Annotated in this window: 15 protein-coding genes; 5 read left to right on the top strand and 10 right to left on the bottom strand. The window is 67.3% G+C overall.

Annotated features, from left to right (window positions below):
* Positions 1 to 13 precede the first annotated feature (13 nt).
* From JQN66_RS14015 to JQN66_RS14035, 5 genes are all read right to left on the bottom strand, one after another.
* Positions 14 to 916 carry a ribokinase gene (locus tag JQN66_RS14015; protein WP_204675578.1) on the bottom strand — a complete coding sequence of 301 codons (903 nt, stop codon included), beginning with the start codon at positions 914 to 916 and terminating at the stop codon, positions 14 to 16.
* Between the two features lie 62 nt (positions 917 to 978).
* On the bottom strand, positions 979 to 1,917 hold the full coding sequence (locus tag JQN66_RS14020) for a substrate-binding domain-containing protein (protein ID WP_188949940.1): 939 nt from the start codon (positions 1,915 to 1,917) through the stop codon (positions 979 to 981).
* Between the two features lie 55 nt (positions 1,918 to 1,972).
* Entirely contained in the window at positions 1,973 to 2,941 is a 969-nt protein-coding gene (locus JQN66_RS14025; RefSeq protein ID WP_204675579.1) for an ABC transporter permease, read from the bottom strand.
* Positions 2,941 to 4,455 carry a sugar ABC transporter ATP-binding protein gene (locus tag JQN66_RS14030; protein WP_204675580.1) on the bottom strand — a complete coding sequence of 505 codons (1,515 nt, stop codon included), beginning with the start codon at positions 4,453 to 4,455 and terminating at the stop codon, positions 2,941 to 2,943. Before JQN66_RS14030 ends, JQN66_RS14025 begins: the two co-directional genes overlap by 1 nt.
* Complete coding sequence (locus JQN66_RS14035; protein ID WP_204675581.1) at positions 4,448 to 5,509, bottom strand: LacI family DNA-binding transcriptional regulator; 1,062 nt, start codon at positions 5,507 to 5,509, stop codon at positions 4,448 to 4,450. The genes JQN66_RS14030 and JQN66_RS14035 overlap by 8 nt, the downstream gene beginning before the upstream one ends.
* A 290-nt stretch (positions 5,510 to 5,799) precedes the next feature.
* Between JQN66_RS14035 and JQN66_RS14040 the strand changes: the two genes are divergently transcribed.
* Positions 5,800 to 6,477 carry a metal-dependent transcriptional regulator gene (locus tag JQN66_RS14040; RefSeq protein WP_275439037.1) on the top strand — a complete coding sequence of 226 codons (678 nt, stop codon included), beginning with the start codon at positions 5,800 to 5,802 and terminating at the stop codon, positions 6,475 to 6,477.
* 68 nt (positions 6,478 to 6,545) lie between these two features.
* Here the strand turns inward: JQN66_RS14040 and JQN66_RS14045 are convergent, their stop codons facing one another.
* Complete coding sequence (locus tag JQN66_RS14045) at positions 6,546 to 7,235, bottom strand: phosphonatase-like hydrolase (RefSeq protein ID WP_204675583.1); 690 nt, start codon at positions 7,233 to 7,235, stop codon at positions 6,546 to 6,548.
* 21 nt (positions 7,236 to 7,256) lie between these two features.
* Positions 7,257 to 8,027, bottom strand: coding sequence for a GntR family transcriptional regulator (locus JQN66_RS14050; protein ID WP_239464022.1), 771 nt, complete (start codon positions 8,025 to 8,027; stop codon positions 7,257 to 7,259).
* A 168-nt stretch (positions 8,028 to 8,195) separates the two neighbouring features.
* On the opposite strand from JQN66_RS14050, the gene JQN66_RS14055 reads away from it, so the two are divergent.
* Genes JQN66_RS14055 through phnE form a run of 4 tightly spaced genes read left to right on the top strand, consistent with a single transcriptional unit; the run spans position 8,196 to position 12,006 of the window.
* A complete protein-coding gene (locus JQN66_RS14055) occupies positions 8,196 to 9,392 on the top strand; it encodes a TIGR03364 family FAD-dependent oxidoreductase (RefSeq protein ID WP_204675585.1) in 1,197 nt (398 codons plus the stop codon).
* Positions 9,393 to 9,441: 49 nt separating this feature from the next.
* Positions 9,442 to 10,371 carry a phosphate/phosphite/phosphonate ABC transporter substrate-binding protein gene (locus tag JQN66_RS14060; protein WP_204675586.1) on the top strand — a complete coding sequence of 310 codons (930 nt, stop codon included), beginning with the start codon at positions 9,442 to 9,444 and terminating at the stop codon, positions 10,369 to 10,371.
* A gap of 1 nt (position 10,372) precedes the next feature.
* The gene (locus tag JQN66_RS14065) at positions 10,373 to 11,134 is read left to right on the top strand and encodes a phosphonate ABC transporter ATP-binding protein (RefSeq protein ID WP_204675587.1); all 762 of its coding nucleotides are present in this window, start codon (positions 10,373 to 10,375) and stop codon (positions 11,132 to 11,134) included.
* Positions 11,131 to 12,006 (top strand): phosphonate ABC transporter, permease protein PhnE, encoded by an 876-nt coding sequence (phnE, locus tag JQN66_RS14070; RefSeq protein ID WP_239464023.1) that lies wholly within the window; start codon positions 11,131 to 11,133, stop codon positions 12,004 to 12,006. Before JQN66_RS14065 ends, phnE begins: the two co-directional genes overlap by 4 nt.
* Before the next feature lie 104 nt (positions 12,007 to 12,110).
* Here the strand turns inward: phnE and JQN66_RS14075 are convergent, their stop codons facing one another.
* Genes JQN66_RS14075 through JQN66_RS14085 form a run of 3 tightly spaced genes read right to left on the bottom strand, consistent with a single transcriptional unit; the run spans position 12,111 to position 14,688 of the window.
* Complete coding sequence (locus tag JQN66_RS14075) at positions 12,111 to 12,941, bottom strand: metal ABC transporter permease (protein WP_417372605.1); 831 nt, start codon at positions 12,939 to 12,941, stop codon at positions 12,111 to 12,113.
* A gap of 41 nt (positions 12,942 to 12,982) precedes the next feature.
* Positions 12,983 to 13,738 (bottom strand): metal ABC transporter ATP-binding protein, encoded by a 756-nt coding sequence (locus JQN66_RS14080; protein WP_407717430.1) that lies wholly within the window; start codon positions 13,736 to 13,738, stop codon positions 12,983 to 12,985.
* The gene (locus JQN66_RS14085) at positions 13,735 to 14,688 is read right to left on the bottom strand and encodes a metal ABC transporter substrate-binding protein (RefSeq protein WP_239464024.1); all 954 of its coding nucleotides are present in this window, start codon (positions 14,686 to 14,688) and stop codon (positions 13,735 to 13,737) included. Before JQN66_RS14085 ends, JQN66_RS14080 begins: the two co-directional genes overlap by 4 nt.
* Positions 14,689 to 14,944: the final 256 nt, after the last annotated feature.

Raw genomic sequence — 14,944 nt, forward strand, 5'->3', positions numbered from 1 at the left:
TGGGGTCTTTCGCTTAGATATCTGCCAGGTGGCGCGGGTAGGAGGACTGCGCACCGTGGCCTTGGACGGTGAGCGCGGCGAAGCGTCCGGCAAAGCCAGCGGCCTGGGCCAGGGAATCGCCGTGGGCCAGCCGGGCGGCCAGCGCCCCGGTGAAGGCATCGCCGGCGCCGGTGGTGTCCACCGCCTTGACCTTGATGGCCGGCAGCTCCTGGATCGGCGCGCCCCGCTCGGCGACCAGGCAGCCATTGGCGCCGAGGGTAATCACGACGCTGGCCAGGCCGTGCTCCAGCAAACGCTGGGCGATCACCGGTTCCGCGTCGCTGGTCGGCGAGTCGCTGGCATCGAGCTGCTGCAGGATCAGCGCCGCCTCATGCTCGTTGACCACCAGCGGGTTGGCGGCCAGCAGGTGCGCTCGGTCCAGTTCGATGACCGGCGCGAGGTTCAGTACCACGCGTCCGGTGGCGGCGTCCATGGCAGCGGTGATGCCGGAGGCCGGGATTTCCCCCTGCAGCACCACGATGCCGTGCAGCTGCCCGGCTTCGGCGACCGCGTCCGAATCTACCGTGGCGTTGGCCCCGGAGACCACGGCGATGGAGTTTTCCGCGGCGGAATCCACCTGGATGATGGCAACACCCGTGGGTTTCGCCGACCGCGCGACGCGATCGAGCACCACCTGCGCATCCTTCAGCTGGCCCAGGGCGATGTCGGCGTGGGAGTCGTTGCCCACGGCCCCGATGAATTCGGTGGCGGCGCCGGCCAGCTGCGCGGCCAGCGCCTGGTTGGCCCCCTTGCCGCCGGGAGAAAGCTGGTAGGAATCGGCCAGCACGGTCTCGCCCGGGCCGGGCAGCCGGCGCATCAGCGCGGTGATGTCCACGTTGCTGGAGCCCACGATGGTGACCTGGATGTCCTGCTGCATAGTTTTTCCTCTGCTTCTCTCTCCCGGCGGCCGATGGGCCTGCGGGTACTGCTGGGTGAAGGCTACTTGCCCGCGTACTGCGCGACGTTGTCCGAATCGACGGTGTCCACGGCGACCTGCACGTTGGCCTCGACCTCTTCGCCCTTCATGGCCTTGGCCAGGATCTGCACCGACTGCTTGCCCAGCTCGGCCGGGTTCTGCGCGATGGTGGCGACCATGGTGCCCGCTTCCACGGCCTTGAAGCCGTCATCGGTGCCGTCGAAGCCGACGACCTTGACGTCCTTGCCGGCCTTGTCCCCCAGCGCCTGGATGGCGCCCAGGGCCATCTCGTCGTTCATCGCCAGCACGCCCACGGCATCCGGGTTTGACTGCACCAGGTTGGTGACCACGTCCAGCGCTTCGGCGCGGTCGAAGTTGGCGGTCTGCGAGGAAACGACGTCGATGTCCGCGTACCCGGCCAGGCCCTTGTCGAAGCCTTCGCCGCGCTCATTGGTGGCCGAGGCTCCCGGCACGCCTTCGAGCACGATGATCTTGCCCTTGCCGCCCAGCGATTCGGCCAGCGCCTTGGCCGCCTGCTCGCCGCCGGCGACGTTGTCGCTGGCCACGAAGGAAGCGATCTTGGTGTCGCCCACCGCGCGGTCCACTGCCACGATCGGCAGCTCGGCGGAGACGACCGGAGCCAGGCCGGCCTCGGCGGTTTCGGTGTCCACGGCGTTGATGATCACGCCGGCCGAGCCGTTGGTGCCGGCCGTCGCCAGCTGGTTGGCCTGGGTGGCGGAGTCGTTCTGCGCGTCGACCACGGACAGTTCCAGTCCCAGCGCCTCGGCTTCGGCCTGGGCGCCGTCGCGCAGGTCCACGAAGAACGGGTTGTTCAGGGTGGAGACCGCAAGGGTGGCCGAGCCGCCCTCGGCGGCGCTTTCGCCGCGGTTGCAGGCGGCGGTGCCCAGCACCAGGGCCAGGCCTACGGTGACGGCGGCGGAGGTGCGCAGGATCTTCTTCATGGGGGTTCTCCTTTGAACTTGGATTGGCGAATTCAGTGGTGGTAAGGCGGAAAAACTAGTGCTTGACGTTCTTGCGGCGCAGCACGTCGAAGCCGACGGCGATCGCGATCACCGCGCCGATTACGACCTGCTGCCAGAAGGCGGACACCGAGAGCAGGTTCAGGCCGTTGCGGATCACCGCGAGGACCAGGGCGCCGATCAGGGTGCCGGAGATGCGTCCGACGCCGCCGGACAGCGAGGCGCCGCCGATCACCACCGCGGCGATGGCATCCAGCTCGTAGCCCGAGGCCAGGGTCGGCTGCGCCGAGTCCAGGCGCCCGGCCAGGATCATGCCGGACAGCGCGGCGAAAACGCCGGAGATCACGAACACGGTGACCAGCACGCGCTTGACCGGGATGCCGGAGAGGCGCGCGGCTTCGGTGTTGCCGCCCACGGCGAAGGCATTCTTGCCGATCACGGTGCGGTTGAGCACGAACGCGGCGACCAGGCCGGAGAGCACCAGGATGATGATCGGCATCGGGATCGGGCCCAGGTCGTCGCCCAGCCAGGACACCGAGGCGCTGGTGGAGATCGGCCGGCCGTCGGAGATGACCAGGGTCAGGCCGCGCACCACGGTGAGCATCGCCAGCGAGGCGATGAACGTGGGCAGCTTGCCGTAGGCGCTCATCGCGCCGGTGACCCAGCCGCACAGCGCGCCCACGGCCAGGCCGATCGGGATGGACAGCCCGTCGGGCAGCCCCGCGGTGGTCACCGCGTAGGAGGAGCCCATGGCGGAGAGCGCCGCCACCGAGCCGACGGACAGGTCGATGCCGGCGGCGACGATCACGAAGGTCATGCCGAAGGCCATCACCGCGATGGTGGAAACCTGGATGCCGATGTTCAGCAGGTTCGGGCCGGTCAGGAAGCGCGGGGTGGCGATGAACAGGGCCAGGCAGAGGATGACCAGCCCGACCAGCGCACCGTTGTTGGCAAGGAATGCCTTGAAGTCGAAGCCCTTCTTCGGGGCAGTAGTTGTGCTGCTCATTACTTGGTTCCCATTTCTTCTTCGCGGTGCACATTGCTGACGGCCAGGGCCATGATGGAGTCCTGCGTGGCGTCCGCCGTGACCAGTTCCCCGGCGATGCGCCCCTGGCTCATCACCAGGACGCGGTCGGACATGCCCAGGACCTCCGGCAATTCGCTGGAAGCCATCAGGACGCAGCCCCCGGCGGCGGTGATCTCGTTGATCAGTTCGTAGATTTCCACCTTGGCGCCGACATCGACGCCGCGGGTCGGCTCGTCGAGCAGCAGCACCTTGGCCCCGGCGGTGAACCAGCGGCCGAACACGGCCTTTTGCTGGTTGCCGCCGGAGAGCGAGCGGATCGGCTGGTCGATGCTGCCCATGCGGATGCGCAGCCTGGCGGCCACCTCCTGGGCCCGGGCGCGCTGGCCCTTGCGGTCCACCAGCCCGCCCCTGGAGGTGGCGGCCATGGTGGCATAACCGATGTTCTCCGCCACGGAGGCATCCAGCACCAGCCCCTGGGTTTTGCGGTCTTCCGGGACGTGCCCGATGCCGGCGCGGGTCGCGGCGGCCACGTCGAAGCTGGGCAGCTTCTTTCCGGCCACGCTGACGCTGCCGCTGGAATACTTGTCAGCTCCCGCGATGGCGCGGATCAGCTCGGTGCGCCCGGCGCCCATCAGCCCGGCCAGCGCGACGACCTCGCCCGGGCGGACGGCCAGTGAAACGTCCTGAAGCATGCCCACCGACAGGTTCTGCACGCTGAGCAGCTCGTGCTCTCCGGGCTGCTGGGCCACGCGCGGGAACTGCGCCTCGATGTCGCGCCCGACCATGAGCCGGACCAATTCGTTCTCGTCGGTGTCGGCCGGGACGGTGGCGATGAACTTGCCGTCGCGCAGCACGTTGACGTAGTCGCCGATCTCCGCGATCTCATCGAGGTGGTGGCTGATGAAGACCATTCCGACGCCCTGGGCCTTCAGGCGGTTGACCACGCTGAACAGGTGGGCGATCTCCGAGGTGGTCAGCGCCGCGGTGGGTTCGTCGAGGATCAGCACGCGGGCGTCCAGGCTCAGCGCCTTGGCGATTTCCACCAGCTGCTGCTGGGCCAGGCCCAGTTCCCCGACCTCGGTGTCCACGTCCAGGTTCAACCCCAGCTGGTCCAGCGCGTCGCGGGCGATCCGGCGCATGGCGCGGCGGTTGATGATGCCGAACCGGCGCGGCACGCGGCCGAGCGTGATGTTCTCCGCGATGGTCATCGAAGGGACCAGGTTCAGTTCCTGGTGGATGGTGGCGATTCCCAGCGCCTCGGAGGCCTTGGTGTCGGGGATCCGCACCTCGGCGCCGTCCAGCAGGATGCGGCCGGCATCGGGTTCGTGTACACCGGCGATCATCTTGATCAGCGTCGATTTGCCGGCGCCGTTCTCGCCGAGCAGCACCGACACCTTGCCCGCGTGCACCTGGACGGTGACCTCGTCGATGACCCGGACCGGTCCGAACGACTTGCAGACCCGGTCCAGGACTAGTAGCGCTTCATTACTCATGGGTGGGCATTCCTTCCATCATCGCCCCGGGGCTGGCAGCCGCCGGACCGAGGGATTCGCGCTGGGTGAAGTGGCTGGAGAATTCCCGGCGTTCCGGGTTTTGCCCGGCCATCACGGCCTGCAGGGCCGCGACCGCGGCGCGTCCCATCAGGGTGAGGTCGTGGCTGATCGTGGCGATCGGAGGGTCGTGCATGAGCATCGCGTCGACCTCGTCGAAGGTGATCACCGACAGGTCCCTGGAGATCTTCAGCCCGGCTTCGCGCCACACCGTCAGCGCGCCGATGGCCATGGGCGCGTCCGCGATGACGACAGCGGTCGGCGCGGCCGGATGGGCCAGCAGCCACCGTGCGCCCTGCGCGCCGGAGCCGGCCTTGAAGTCGCCGGCGAAATGCAGCGCGGGATCGCTGGGCAGGCCATTGGCGGCCAGCGCCGCGTCGAAGGCGAGGTGGCGTTCACGGGCGGTGGAGGCGTGGTCGGGGCCGCCGATGAAGGCGATGCGCCGGTGGCCCAGCGACGTCAGCGCGGCGATGGCGGCTTCCAGCGCATGGGCGCTGGACGCGGTGAGGGAGGGAATTTCGATGCCCCGCAGGGTGCGGTCCACGAAGACCATCGGGGTGCCGGAAGCAACGATGCGGCTCATCATCTCGCTCGGGCGCTGCGCCGCCTGGTCCAGTCCCTGCGGGACCACGATCAGTCCGTCGACCCGGCGCGAGAGCATGGCTGCCAGGAACTGGTCCTGCTGCGCCGAGTCCTCGTTGGCGTTGCCGATGAAGGTCATCAGCCCGGCCTCGTGGGCGCTCTGCTCGATGGCATGGGCCAGGTCGGAAAAGTAGGGGTTGCGCACGTCGGAGATCAACAGCGCAATGGTGTCGGTCTTGGTGGAGCGCAGCGAGCGCGCCTGGGCGTTGGGGACGAAGCCCAGCTCGCGGGCGACGGCCTCGACCTTTTCGCGGGAAGCGGCCGAGGTGGAGGGATGCCCCGAGAGCACGCGGGAAGCGGTCGCGGAGGATACTCCTGCAGCCTGCGCCACGTCCTTGATGGTGACCGCATTCATTGCGATAAGCCCCTTTGCTTACTGTGTAATCGATTCCATGGAATCGATTACACAGTTTTCCGCAAACGCGCGGCAAAGTCAACGGGATCCGGAGCGGACACCGCCAACCTCTCCGGAGAATACTTCCGTTTGGGCATCCGCGCTGGGGATTTTATAGCTATCGAATTGACCCCTCGAAATATGTCTGCTTTATTCGCAGGGGCAGTTCCGGCACCGCGGAGTTCCCCGAAGGCCTTGCCGGAGCAGCGGGACCCGGCCCGATCCACCGGGAGTTGACTATCATGGGAAGCGTGTCGGTAAATCAGCTTTCGGACAGCGCGCAGAACTATCTCAAGATCATCTATGGACTCACCGAGTGGTCGGACGAGCCGGTGACCGCCAGCATCATTGCCGGCAAGGCCGGCATGAAGCTCTCGACCGTCTCCGGCGCCCTGTCCAAGCTCCGCCAGCAAGGGCTGTTGGACCATGCCCCCTACGGCGCGGTGAACCTCACAAGCCTGGGCCGCGACTACGCGGTGACCATGGTGCGCAGGCACCGTCTGATCGAGACCTTCCTGGTGCAGATGCTCGGTTACCGATGGGACCAGGTCCACGACGAGGCCGAACAGCTGGAGCATGCGGTCTCGGATTTCATGATCGCGCGGATCGACGAGCTGCTCGGGCACCCCTCCCGCGACCCCCACGGCGACCCCATCCCCACCGCGGAAGGCCAGATCAGCATCCCGCAGGCGGTATCGCTCACGGAAATCACCGACGGTTCGCAGGTCCGGGTCGAGCGGATCTCGGATGACGATTCGGAACTGCTGCAGTACTTCTCCGACCACGGGATCATCGTCGGCGCCCGGCTGGGCATCCGCCCCGGCGACGCCTTCTCAGACACCCTGGAGGTCGCCTCCCCGAAGACCGGTGCCGCGCTGCGCCTGGGCCAGCGGGCCGCCGGCGCAGTGTGGGTCTCCGTGATCGATTGAGGCTTAACGGCGCAGCGGCCGGGGAACCGTGAAAGGTTCCCCGGCCGCTGCGTTCCTGCCGGCGAAAACTAGGCCTTGGCTTCAAGGTGGGAAATGAACTCCGGAAGCTGCGCCACCCCGTCCAGGATCACGTCGTGCTCGTGGATCTCCAGGTCGCCGCGGCCCAGCTCGCCGGTCAGCACGCCCACCGCGATGACTCCGGCGTTCTTGGCGGCCTGCAGGTCGTTGACGGTGTCGCCGGCGGCGATCACCTTGCGCACGTCGCGGATTCCGGTCAGCTCCATCACGCGGTGGATCATGTACGGTGCGGGGCGGCCGGCGGCCACCTCGTCGGCGGTGACCACGGCGTCCAGCAGTTCACCTTCGCCCACGGCCCAGCCCAGCTGCGGCAGGATCACCGATGCGACGTCACGCGAGAAACCGGTGGTCAGCGCGATCTTGATGCCCTGAGCGGCGAGCTTTTGAAAGGCTTCGACAACACCTGGCAACGCTACCGGAGGATTCTGCTCGTAGTAGGAGAACAGCAGCTCGCGGAAACGCTCGAAGGTGGCGTCAACCAGCCGCGTTTCGGGAACGCCTCCGCCCAGCGCGATCAATGCGGTGATGGCCTCGCGCTTCTCGGCGCCCATCCAGGCCTGCAGGTTCTGCGCGGTGACCTCGGCACCGGTTTCGCGCACGCTGTTCTCCAGCGCGCGGTAGACGTCGGCATGCTCGTCGACGGTGGTTCCGGCCATGTCGCAAACGATCAGTTCAATCATGGTGTTTCTCCTTGGGTATGGTTAGAAGCTTTGCAGTGCCAAGCTCGGCGCGCGGGTGAATGCCGCGCGTTCCTCGATGGTGTTTTCAATGGTGAAATTGGCAAGGTGGGGCAGGTAGCGGTCATCGGAATATTCCTTGACCTCGCCGGTGCTGGATGAGGTGATGCGCCGTTCGCGCAGCAGCGGCGTGCCGGCGGGCACCTGGAGCAGCGTGCTGTCTTCGCCGTCCGCGGCCACCGCATCGATGATGTGCTTGCCGCGGCTCAGATCCACGCCCTGTTCGCGCAGGTAGTTGAAGATCGACCCGGAATCGGTGTCGAAGTCGAAGAGCAGGCGTCCTGCATCCGGCGCGAAACTGGTGCGTTCGATCATGGCCGGGGTGTCATCCAGCAGGCGAAGGCGCAGCACCTGGACGATCATTGTTCCGGGCTCCAGCTCCAGCTGCCCGGCGGCCTCCTCCGTGGCCGGGCGGCGCGCGAGTTCCAGCGTGCGCTGCCCCGGAGTCCGCCCGACGGAATGCGCCCACTCGGTGAAGGACATGAAGGTGCTGAAGGACTGCGAGCGCACCGCATGCGCAACAACCGGGGGCTTTCCCTGGCCGCCTGCGATCAAGCCTTCGGAACGCAGCGTAGCCAGGGCATGGCGCACGGTTCCCCGAGAAGCGTTCGCCTGGGCACACAGCTCCGTCTCGCTGGGAATCGGTTCCCCCTCCAGCCATTGGCCGGAGGCGATCCGCTCGCGCAGGTCCGCGGCCAGCAACTGGTGCTTGGGTTGGTTCTTATTCTGAATCACCACTTGATCATACAAGTGGAAATCCCTTGAAATCATTGGTTTTTCCGGCTTCCAAATGAAGCTTAGGTTAACGAAAATTAACCAAGTTGAACACTGGGCAAACTTGTTTGAACAAGTGCCGATCTGGCTTGAAATCGCTAGGTCAGGGCGCGGATGATCAATTCCGTGATGAACGAAAACACTTCCCTCCCCACCGCTTCCCAGCCGCTGCAGACCGATGTCCTGGTGGTTGGCGCAGGCATCATCGGCCTGGCCCATGCAGCCCGCGCACTGGATGCCGGCTACACCGTCACCGTCATCGACCGCGACCACCGCGCCGTGGGCGCCTCGGTACGCAATTTCGGCCATGCCTGCATCACCGCGCAGTCCGGAGAACTCTACGACATCGCCCAGGCAGGCAGGCCGTTATGGCTTGAGTACGCCCAGCGCGCAGGTTTCTGGGCCGCCGAGGCCGGGGCCATGGTGGTCGCCGCGACCGCAACCGAACTGCAGGTGCTCAGCGAGCTGGCTGCGGTCCGCGAGTCCGGACAGATCACCCTGCTCAGCGCCGATGAAGTGGCCGGCGTGCTGGGACGCAGCACCACCGAGGGGATCGCCGGTGGCGCCCGGCTGCGCGACGACCTGCGCGTCGACCCGCGCACCACCGTGGCAAAGCTGGCCGCCTGGCTGGATGCGCAGGAGCATGGATCGGTGCGCTGGAATACCGCGGCGCTGGGCTTCGGCGCCGGGGCCATCCGCCGCGCCCGCGTCGAGACCAGCCGCGGCCCCATCGAGGCGGACCAGGTGTTCGTCTGCGTCGGCCATGACGTCGACTACCTCTTCCCGCAGCTCGCCGAGGATCACAAGGTCCGCCGCTGCGCGCTGCAGATGGCCCGCACCGCCGAGAACCAGCCGCTTCAGCTGGGCCCGGCAGTGCTGACCGCCACCTCGATGCTGCGCTACGAGGCGTTCACGGAGGTGCCGTCCGCCGCCAAGCTGCGCGCCGAAGTCCGCGAGCACCAGCCCCAGCTGCTGGACATCGAAGCCAACGTCATGTTCACCCAGCGCCCGGACGGCTCGCTGCTGCTCGGCGATTCGCACACCTACGACCTGACCCAGCCCCCGTTCCTGAAGGAGAAAACCTCCGCTTCCCTGCTGCAGAGCATCGAGAAGATCCTCGGCACACCGCTGGAAATCGAAGAACGCTGGCAGGGCGTCTACGCCTCCAGCGAGGTCGGCCCGCTGCTGATCGCCGACATCTGCCCGGCAGTCACCGTGGTCTCGGTGACCGCAGGCGTGGGCATGACCCTGTCATTCGGCCTGGCAGACCGCAACGTCACCGATCTCCTCACCCTCCGCCGGCCGCTGGCCGCGCTGGCCCGCTAAGCACCTCCACCCACTCGCAACAGACTTTTTCTCACACAGGAGCATCCCCATGAAGCTTTCCCGCGCACTTCCCCTGGCCACCGTGGCCGTCGGCCTGCTGGCCACCACCGCCTGCGGAGCCACCGAGGCCAGCGGCAGCACCTCTGCCGAGGCCTCCGGCGCCCCGGCCTACTGCGCCGACGGGCCGATCAAGTTCGGCATCGAACCATTCGAGGATCCTGCCAAGCTGGAGCCCGCCTATGGCGTGCTGGCCGACGCCATGGAGCGCGAACTGGGCTGCGAGGTCGAGGTCCAGGTGGTGGAGGACTACTCCGCCGAGGTCCTGGCCATGCGCAACGGCAAGCTGGACCTGGGCCAGTTCGGCCCGGTCGGCTACGTCTTCGCCAGTGAGCAGGCCGGTGCCGAGCCGCTGGCCTCCTTCGGCACCGCCGACGGCAAGCTGAGCACCTACACCGCCGGCATCTGGGTGCCGAAGGACTCGGACATCAAGAGCGTCGACGACCTGCGCGGCAAGGACCTCGCCCTGGGCGGCGTCGGTTCGACCTCCGGCGACGTCCTGCCCCGCTACGCGCTGAAGACCGCTGGCATCCCGGAGGCCGAACTGAACATCAACTACGCCGGCGGCCACCCCGAAGCGATGCTGGCCCTGGTCAACGGCACCGTGGACGCGGCGCAGATCAACACCCAGACCCTGGCCACCGCCACGGCCGAGGGCACCTTCAACCCGGAGGACTTCCGCCAGGTCTGGACCTCCGAACCGATCCCGAACGACCCGATCACCGTGCGCCGGGATGCCGATCCGGAGCTGAAGAAGGCCGTCAAGGACGCGCTGCTGAACCTGCCGAAGGAAGACATCGAGCAGGTCGGAAAGTTCCTGGACGTGGACCCTGCCGGACCGCTGCTGGAAGTCACCAAGGAAACCTACAAGCCGTTGTTCGACCTGGCCTCCGAAATGGGCCTGACCGAGAAGGACATCTAAAGTGGAACAGGCAGCCCTCAAGGTACAGTCACTGGCCAAGTCCTTCAACGGCCGCCGCGTCCTGGACGACGTGGACTTCGAGGTCAAGCGCGGCGAACTGGTCGCCTTCCTCGGCGCCAATGGTTCGGGCAAGTCCACCACCCTGAAGTGCGTGGCAGGGCTGACCGAACCGGATGCCGGGCGCATCGAGCTGGACGGCGCGCAGCTCTCGCAGCTCGGCGGACGCCAGTTGCAGCTGGCCCGCGGCAAGGCCGCCATGGTCTTCCAGAAGATCCACCTGGTGCCGCGCCGCACCGCCCTGGACAACGTCTGCGCCGGGGCGCTGGCCCGGGTCGGCTCGCTGGCCTCGGTCTCCCCGCTGTTCTTCTCCCGCGAACTGCGCGAAGAAGCCATGGGATGCCTGGAACGCGTGGGAATGGCCGACCGCGCGCTGGACCGCGTGGGGCGCCTCTCCGGCGGGCAGCAGCAGCGTGTGGCCGTGGCCCGCGCCCTGTGCCAGCGTGCCAGCGTGCTGCTGGCCGACGAGCCGGTGTCCGCGCTGGACCCGAACGCCGCCGAACACGTCATGGAACTGCTCGCCGAGCTGGCCCACAACGAGAACCTGGCGGTCGCCGCGGTGCTGCACCAGCCCGATCTGGCGCTGCGCCACGCGGACCGCGCGATCGGGCTGATGCACGGCCGCATCACCTTCGACGGCCCGGTCGCCTCCCTGAACCAGGGTGTGCTCGACACCCTCTACTCCCCCGAAAGGAACGCGGCATGAGCATCCAGACCCCTCCCCGACCGATGGACACCGCCATGGAATCCGTCTCCGGCCGCACCCCGGCCCCGATCAAGCTTCCCGTTTCCGCCGATCCGCACCGCGGACGCAAGGCGATGCTGTGGGGAACGGCGGCCGCCATCATCGTGGTGCTGCACCTGCTCGCGGTCGCCGGCACCGACTTCGACCCGACGCTGCTGGTCGACGGCTGGCAGGGCATGGCCCGCTTCGTCTCCGACGCCTTCCCGCCGAACCTGGACTGGGAGGAAGTCATCAAGCCGGGTCTTGAAGCCACGCTGGTGACACTGTGGATCGGCCTGCTGGGCACCACGCTGTCCATCCCCAGCGCGCTGCTGCTGGCGGTGCTGGCCTCGCGCACCACCTCCCCGCGCCCGGTGGCCTACCAGGTCTCCCGCGCCATCCTGTCCTTCTTCCGCGCGGTGCCGGACATCGTGTTCGCGCTGATCTTCGTGACCGCCGTGGGCCTGGGCCCGTTCGCCGGCGTGCTGGCGCTGATCTGCCACAACACCGGCGTGATGGGCAAGCTCTGGGCCGAGTCCATGGAGGAAACCGACCAGGGCCCGCAGGAGGCGCTGTCCACCGCCGGGGCCTCCCGCCTGCAGCAGATCGCCCACGGCTCGCTGCCGCTGGTCATCCCGCAGTTCGTCGGATTGCTGCTGTACCGCTTCGACGTCAACGTCCGTTCCTCGCTGGTTCTGGGCCTCGTCGGCGCCGGCGGCATCGGCCTGTTGATCAACCAGGCCATCAAGTCCTTCCAGTTCGACACCATGCTGACCCACATCATCATCGTGCTGATCCTGATCATCGTGGTGGACCAGGCCTCCGGCTTCATCCGCCGCAAGCTGGCCGTCTAGCCGGCGGCACCGGGCGAAGCAACAAGACACCGCCCCCGAACTGGCTCCAGTTCGGGGCGGTGTCTTGTTGTTCGGGCAGGCAAACCCGCGGTGCGTTCCCGGTCCTAGTCGGCCGTCGACAGCGCCCTGCGCCGGCGCAGGATCGCCAGCCGCGAGGCGACCAGGCCCTGGCGCGGGCTGAAGAGGTAGACCAGAACGAAGATCAGGCCCTGGGCCAGCACCACCATGCCGCCGGTGGAGGCGTCCAGGTAGTAGCTCACATACACGCCGAGCACCCCGCCGGAGGCGGCCAGCACCGGCGCGATCACCAGCATGGCGCCGAAGCGGTCGGTGAGCAGATAGGCGGTGGCCCCCGGGATGATGAGCATGGCCACCACCAGGATCACGCCCACTGCCTGCAACGCCACGACCGAGGTCATGGCCAGCAGGCCCAGCAGCACCGCGCCCATGAGCTTCGGGTTCATGCCCAGCGCGTGCGCATGGGTGGGGTCGAACGCGTAGAGGGTGAAGTCCTTGCGCTTGAGAAGCAGGATCACGAAGGTGATGGCACCGATAATCAGCACCTGCCACAGGTCGGCGGCCGAAACGCCCAGCAGGTTGCCGAAGATGATGTGGTTCAAGTCCACCTGGCTCGGCGTCACGGAAATCAGCACCAGGCCGAAGGAGAACAGCGTGGTGAACACGATGCCGATGGCCGCATCCTCCTTGAGCCTGGAGGTATCGCGCACTCCCCCGATTAGGGCGACCGCGAGGAAACCGAACACCAGGGCGCCCAGGGCGAAGGGAGCCCCGACGATGTAGGCCAGGACGACGCCGGGAAGCACCGCGTGGGAGACGGCGTCGCCCATCAGCGACCAGCCGATCAGCACCAGCCAGCAGGACAGGATCGCGCACAGCACCGCGGCGATGATCGTCACGGCCAGCGCGCGGAGCATGAAGGTGTAGGTCAGCGGTTCGACCAGCAGTTCAAACAGGTTCACTGTCCGCCTCGTTTCATGGGGTCCAGGCCGAAGGCCATGGCCAGGTTCTCGGGTTGCAGCACGCGGGTGGGGTCCCCGTGCATGAGCACCCTGCGCATCAGCAGGATGGCTTCGTCGGCCAACGCGGGCAACGCGTGCAGGTCATGGGTGGAGACCAGCACCGTGCCGCCGTCGTCCGCGACTTCCCGCAGCAGCTTGGTGATGGTCGCCTCGCTGCGCTTGTCCACGCCGGCGAAGGGCTCGTCGAGCAGCATGATGCTGGCTTCCTGGGCGATGCCGCGGGCCACGAAAGCGCGTTTCTTCTGCCCGCCGGAGAGCTGTCCGATCTGCCGCCCTGCATAGGCGGTCAGCTCGACGCGTTCCAGCGCTTCGTCCACCGCCCGCTGGTCGGCCTTGCGCGGCCGGCGAGTAAAGCCCATGTGCCCGTAGCGGCCGGTCATCACCACTTCCCGCACGGAGATGGGGAAATCCCAATCCACTGCCTCGTTCTGCGGGACGTAGCCGATCATGCCCTTTTTCCGCGCCTGCTGCGGATCCTGTCCGTTGATCTGGACGCTGCCGGTATCCGGCTTGATCTGGCCCATGATCGTCTTGAAAAGGGTGGACTTGCCGGAGCCGTTCATGCCCACCAGCCCGCAGACCATGCCCCGTCCCAGCTGCACGGTGGCGTGGTCGAGCGCCTGGACCGGGCCGTAGTGGACGGTGGCGTTCTGGACGTCGATGGCCCATGGATATTGCACTTGACTGCTCATGGCTTCTCTCCCTTCAATGCGCGGGCGATGGTACGGGTGTCGTGGGTGATCAGGTCGAGGTAGCTCGGGACCGGCCCGTCGGCTGCCGACAGCGAGTCGACGTAGAGCGTCCCGCCGTAGACCGCGTCGGTGGACTCCACCACGCGCCGCATGGCGGCGTCCGACACAGTGGATTCGCAGAACACCGCGGGGATCTGCTGCTCGCGCACGGTGTCGATGGCGGCTGCCACCTTGCGCGGAGTGGCCTGCGATTCCGCGTTGACCGCCCACAGGTATTTCTCCGCCAGCCCGACGTCGCGCGCCAGGTAGCTGAAGGCGCCTTCGCAGGTCACCAGGGTCCGGTGGGATTCGGGGATCTGCGCGAGCGAGGCGGCCAGCTCGTCGTGCACCGCCTGGAGCTTGCGCTGGTAGTCCTCCGCATTGGCGCTGTAGTCCGCGGCATGTTCCGGGTCCAGGTCGCTGAACGCCTGGGCGATGCGCCCTGCATACTTCTGCACGTTCAGCGGACTCATCCAGGCGTGCGGGTTAGGTTTCCCGGAGCCTTCTTCATCCGCGATGTCGATGACTTCGACGTCGTCGCTGACCGTGACGTGCGGGGCGGGGTTGTCGGCGACGAATTGCGCGAACCATGCTTCGAGGTTCAGCCCGTTGTCCAGGATCAGGTCCGCCTGCGAGGCCCGCCGCAGGTCGTCCGGCGTCGGTTCATAGCCGTGGATTTCCGCGCCCAGCCGGGTCACCGATTCCACCCGCAGGTGCTCCCCCGCCACGTTCTGCGCGATATCGGCCAGCACCGTGAACGTCGTCAAGACCACCGGACGGTTATCGGGCACCACCGGCTGCGGTTCGGCCGCGGTGACGCCGGAGCACCCCGCCACAAACAGCAGCATCAGCGTCATGATGCCCAGGCGCAGCAAGCACGGGCCCCGCCGCCGGTACGAGTGAGTTTTCACCAACAACCCTCAAATCCTTGTCCTGCCCTCGCGCGGCTTCGTTGCCGCGCAAGCGGGGCTCACGTTCCACCCCCTCATAGGATAATGTTCGAGGGGTCAAACATTCAATTCGGCTCCGTTGAGGCCCACCCCTCGGTCAATGGAGCGAGGGCTGCCAGAGCAGAAAAACAGGCCCCGGAACGACGCCGTTGCGACGGCGTCGTTCCGGGGCCTGCTCAAGTGCCTTCCCCCGCGTGCGGGCCGCGAGGCCCGCGCG

Origin of the sequence: Glutamicibacter protophormiae (assembly GCF_016894325.1) — a bacterium.
GTDB classification, from domain to species: Bacteria; Actinomycetota; Actinomycetes; order Actinomycetales; family Micrococcaceae; genus Glutamicibacter; species Glutamicibacter protophormiae.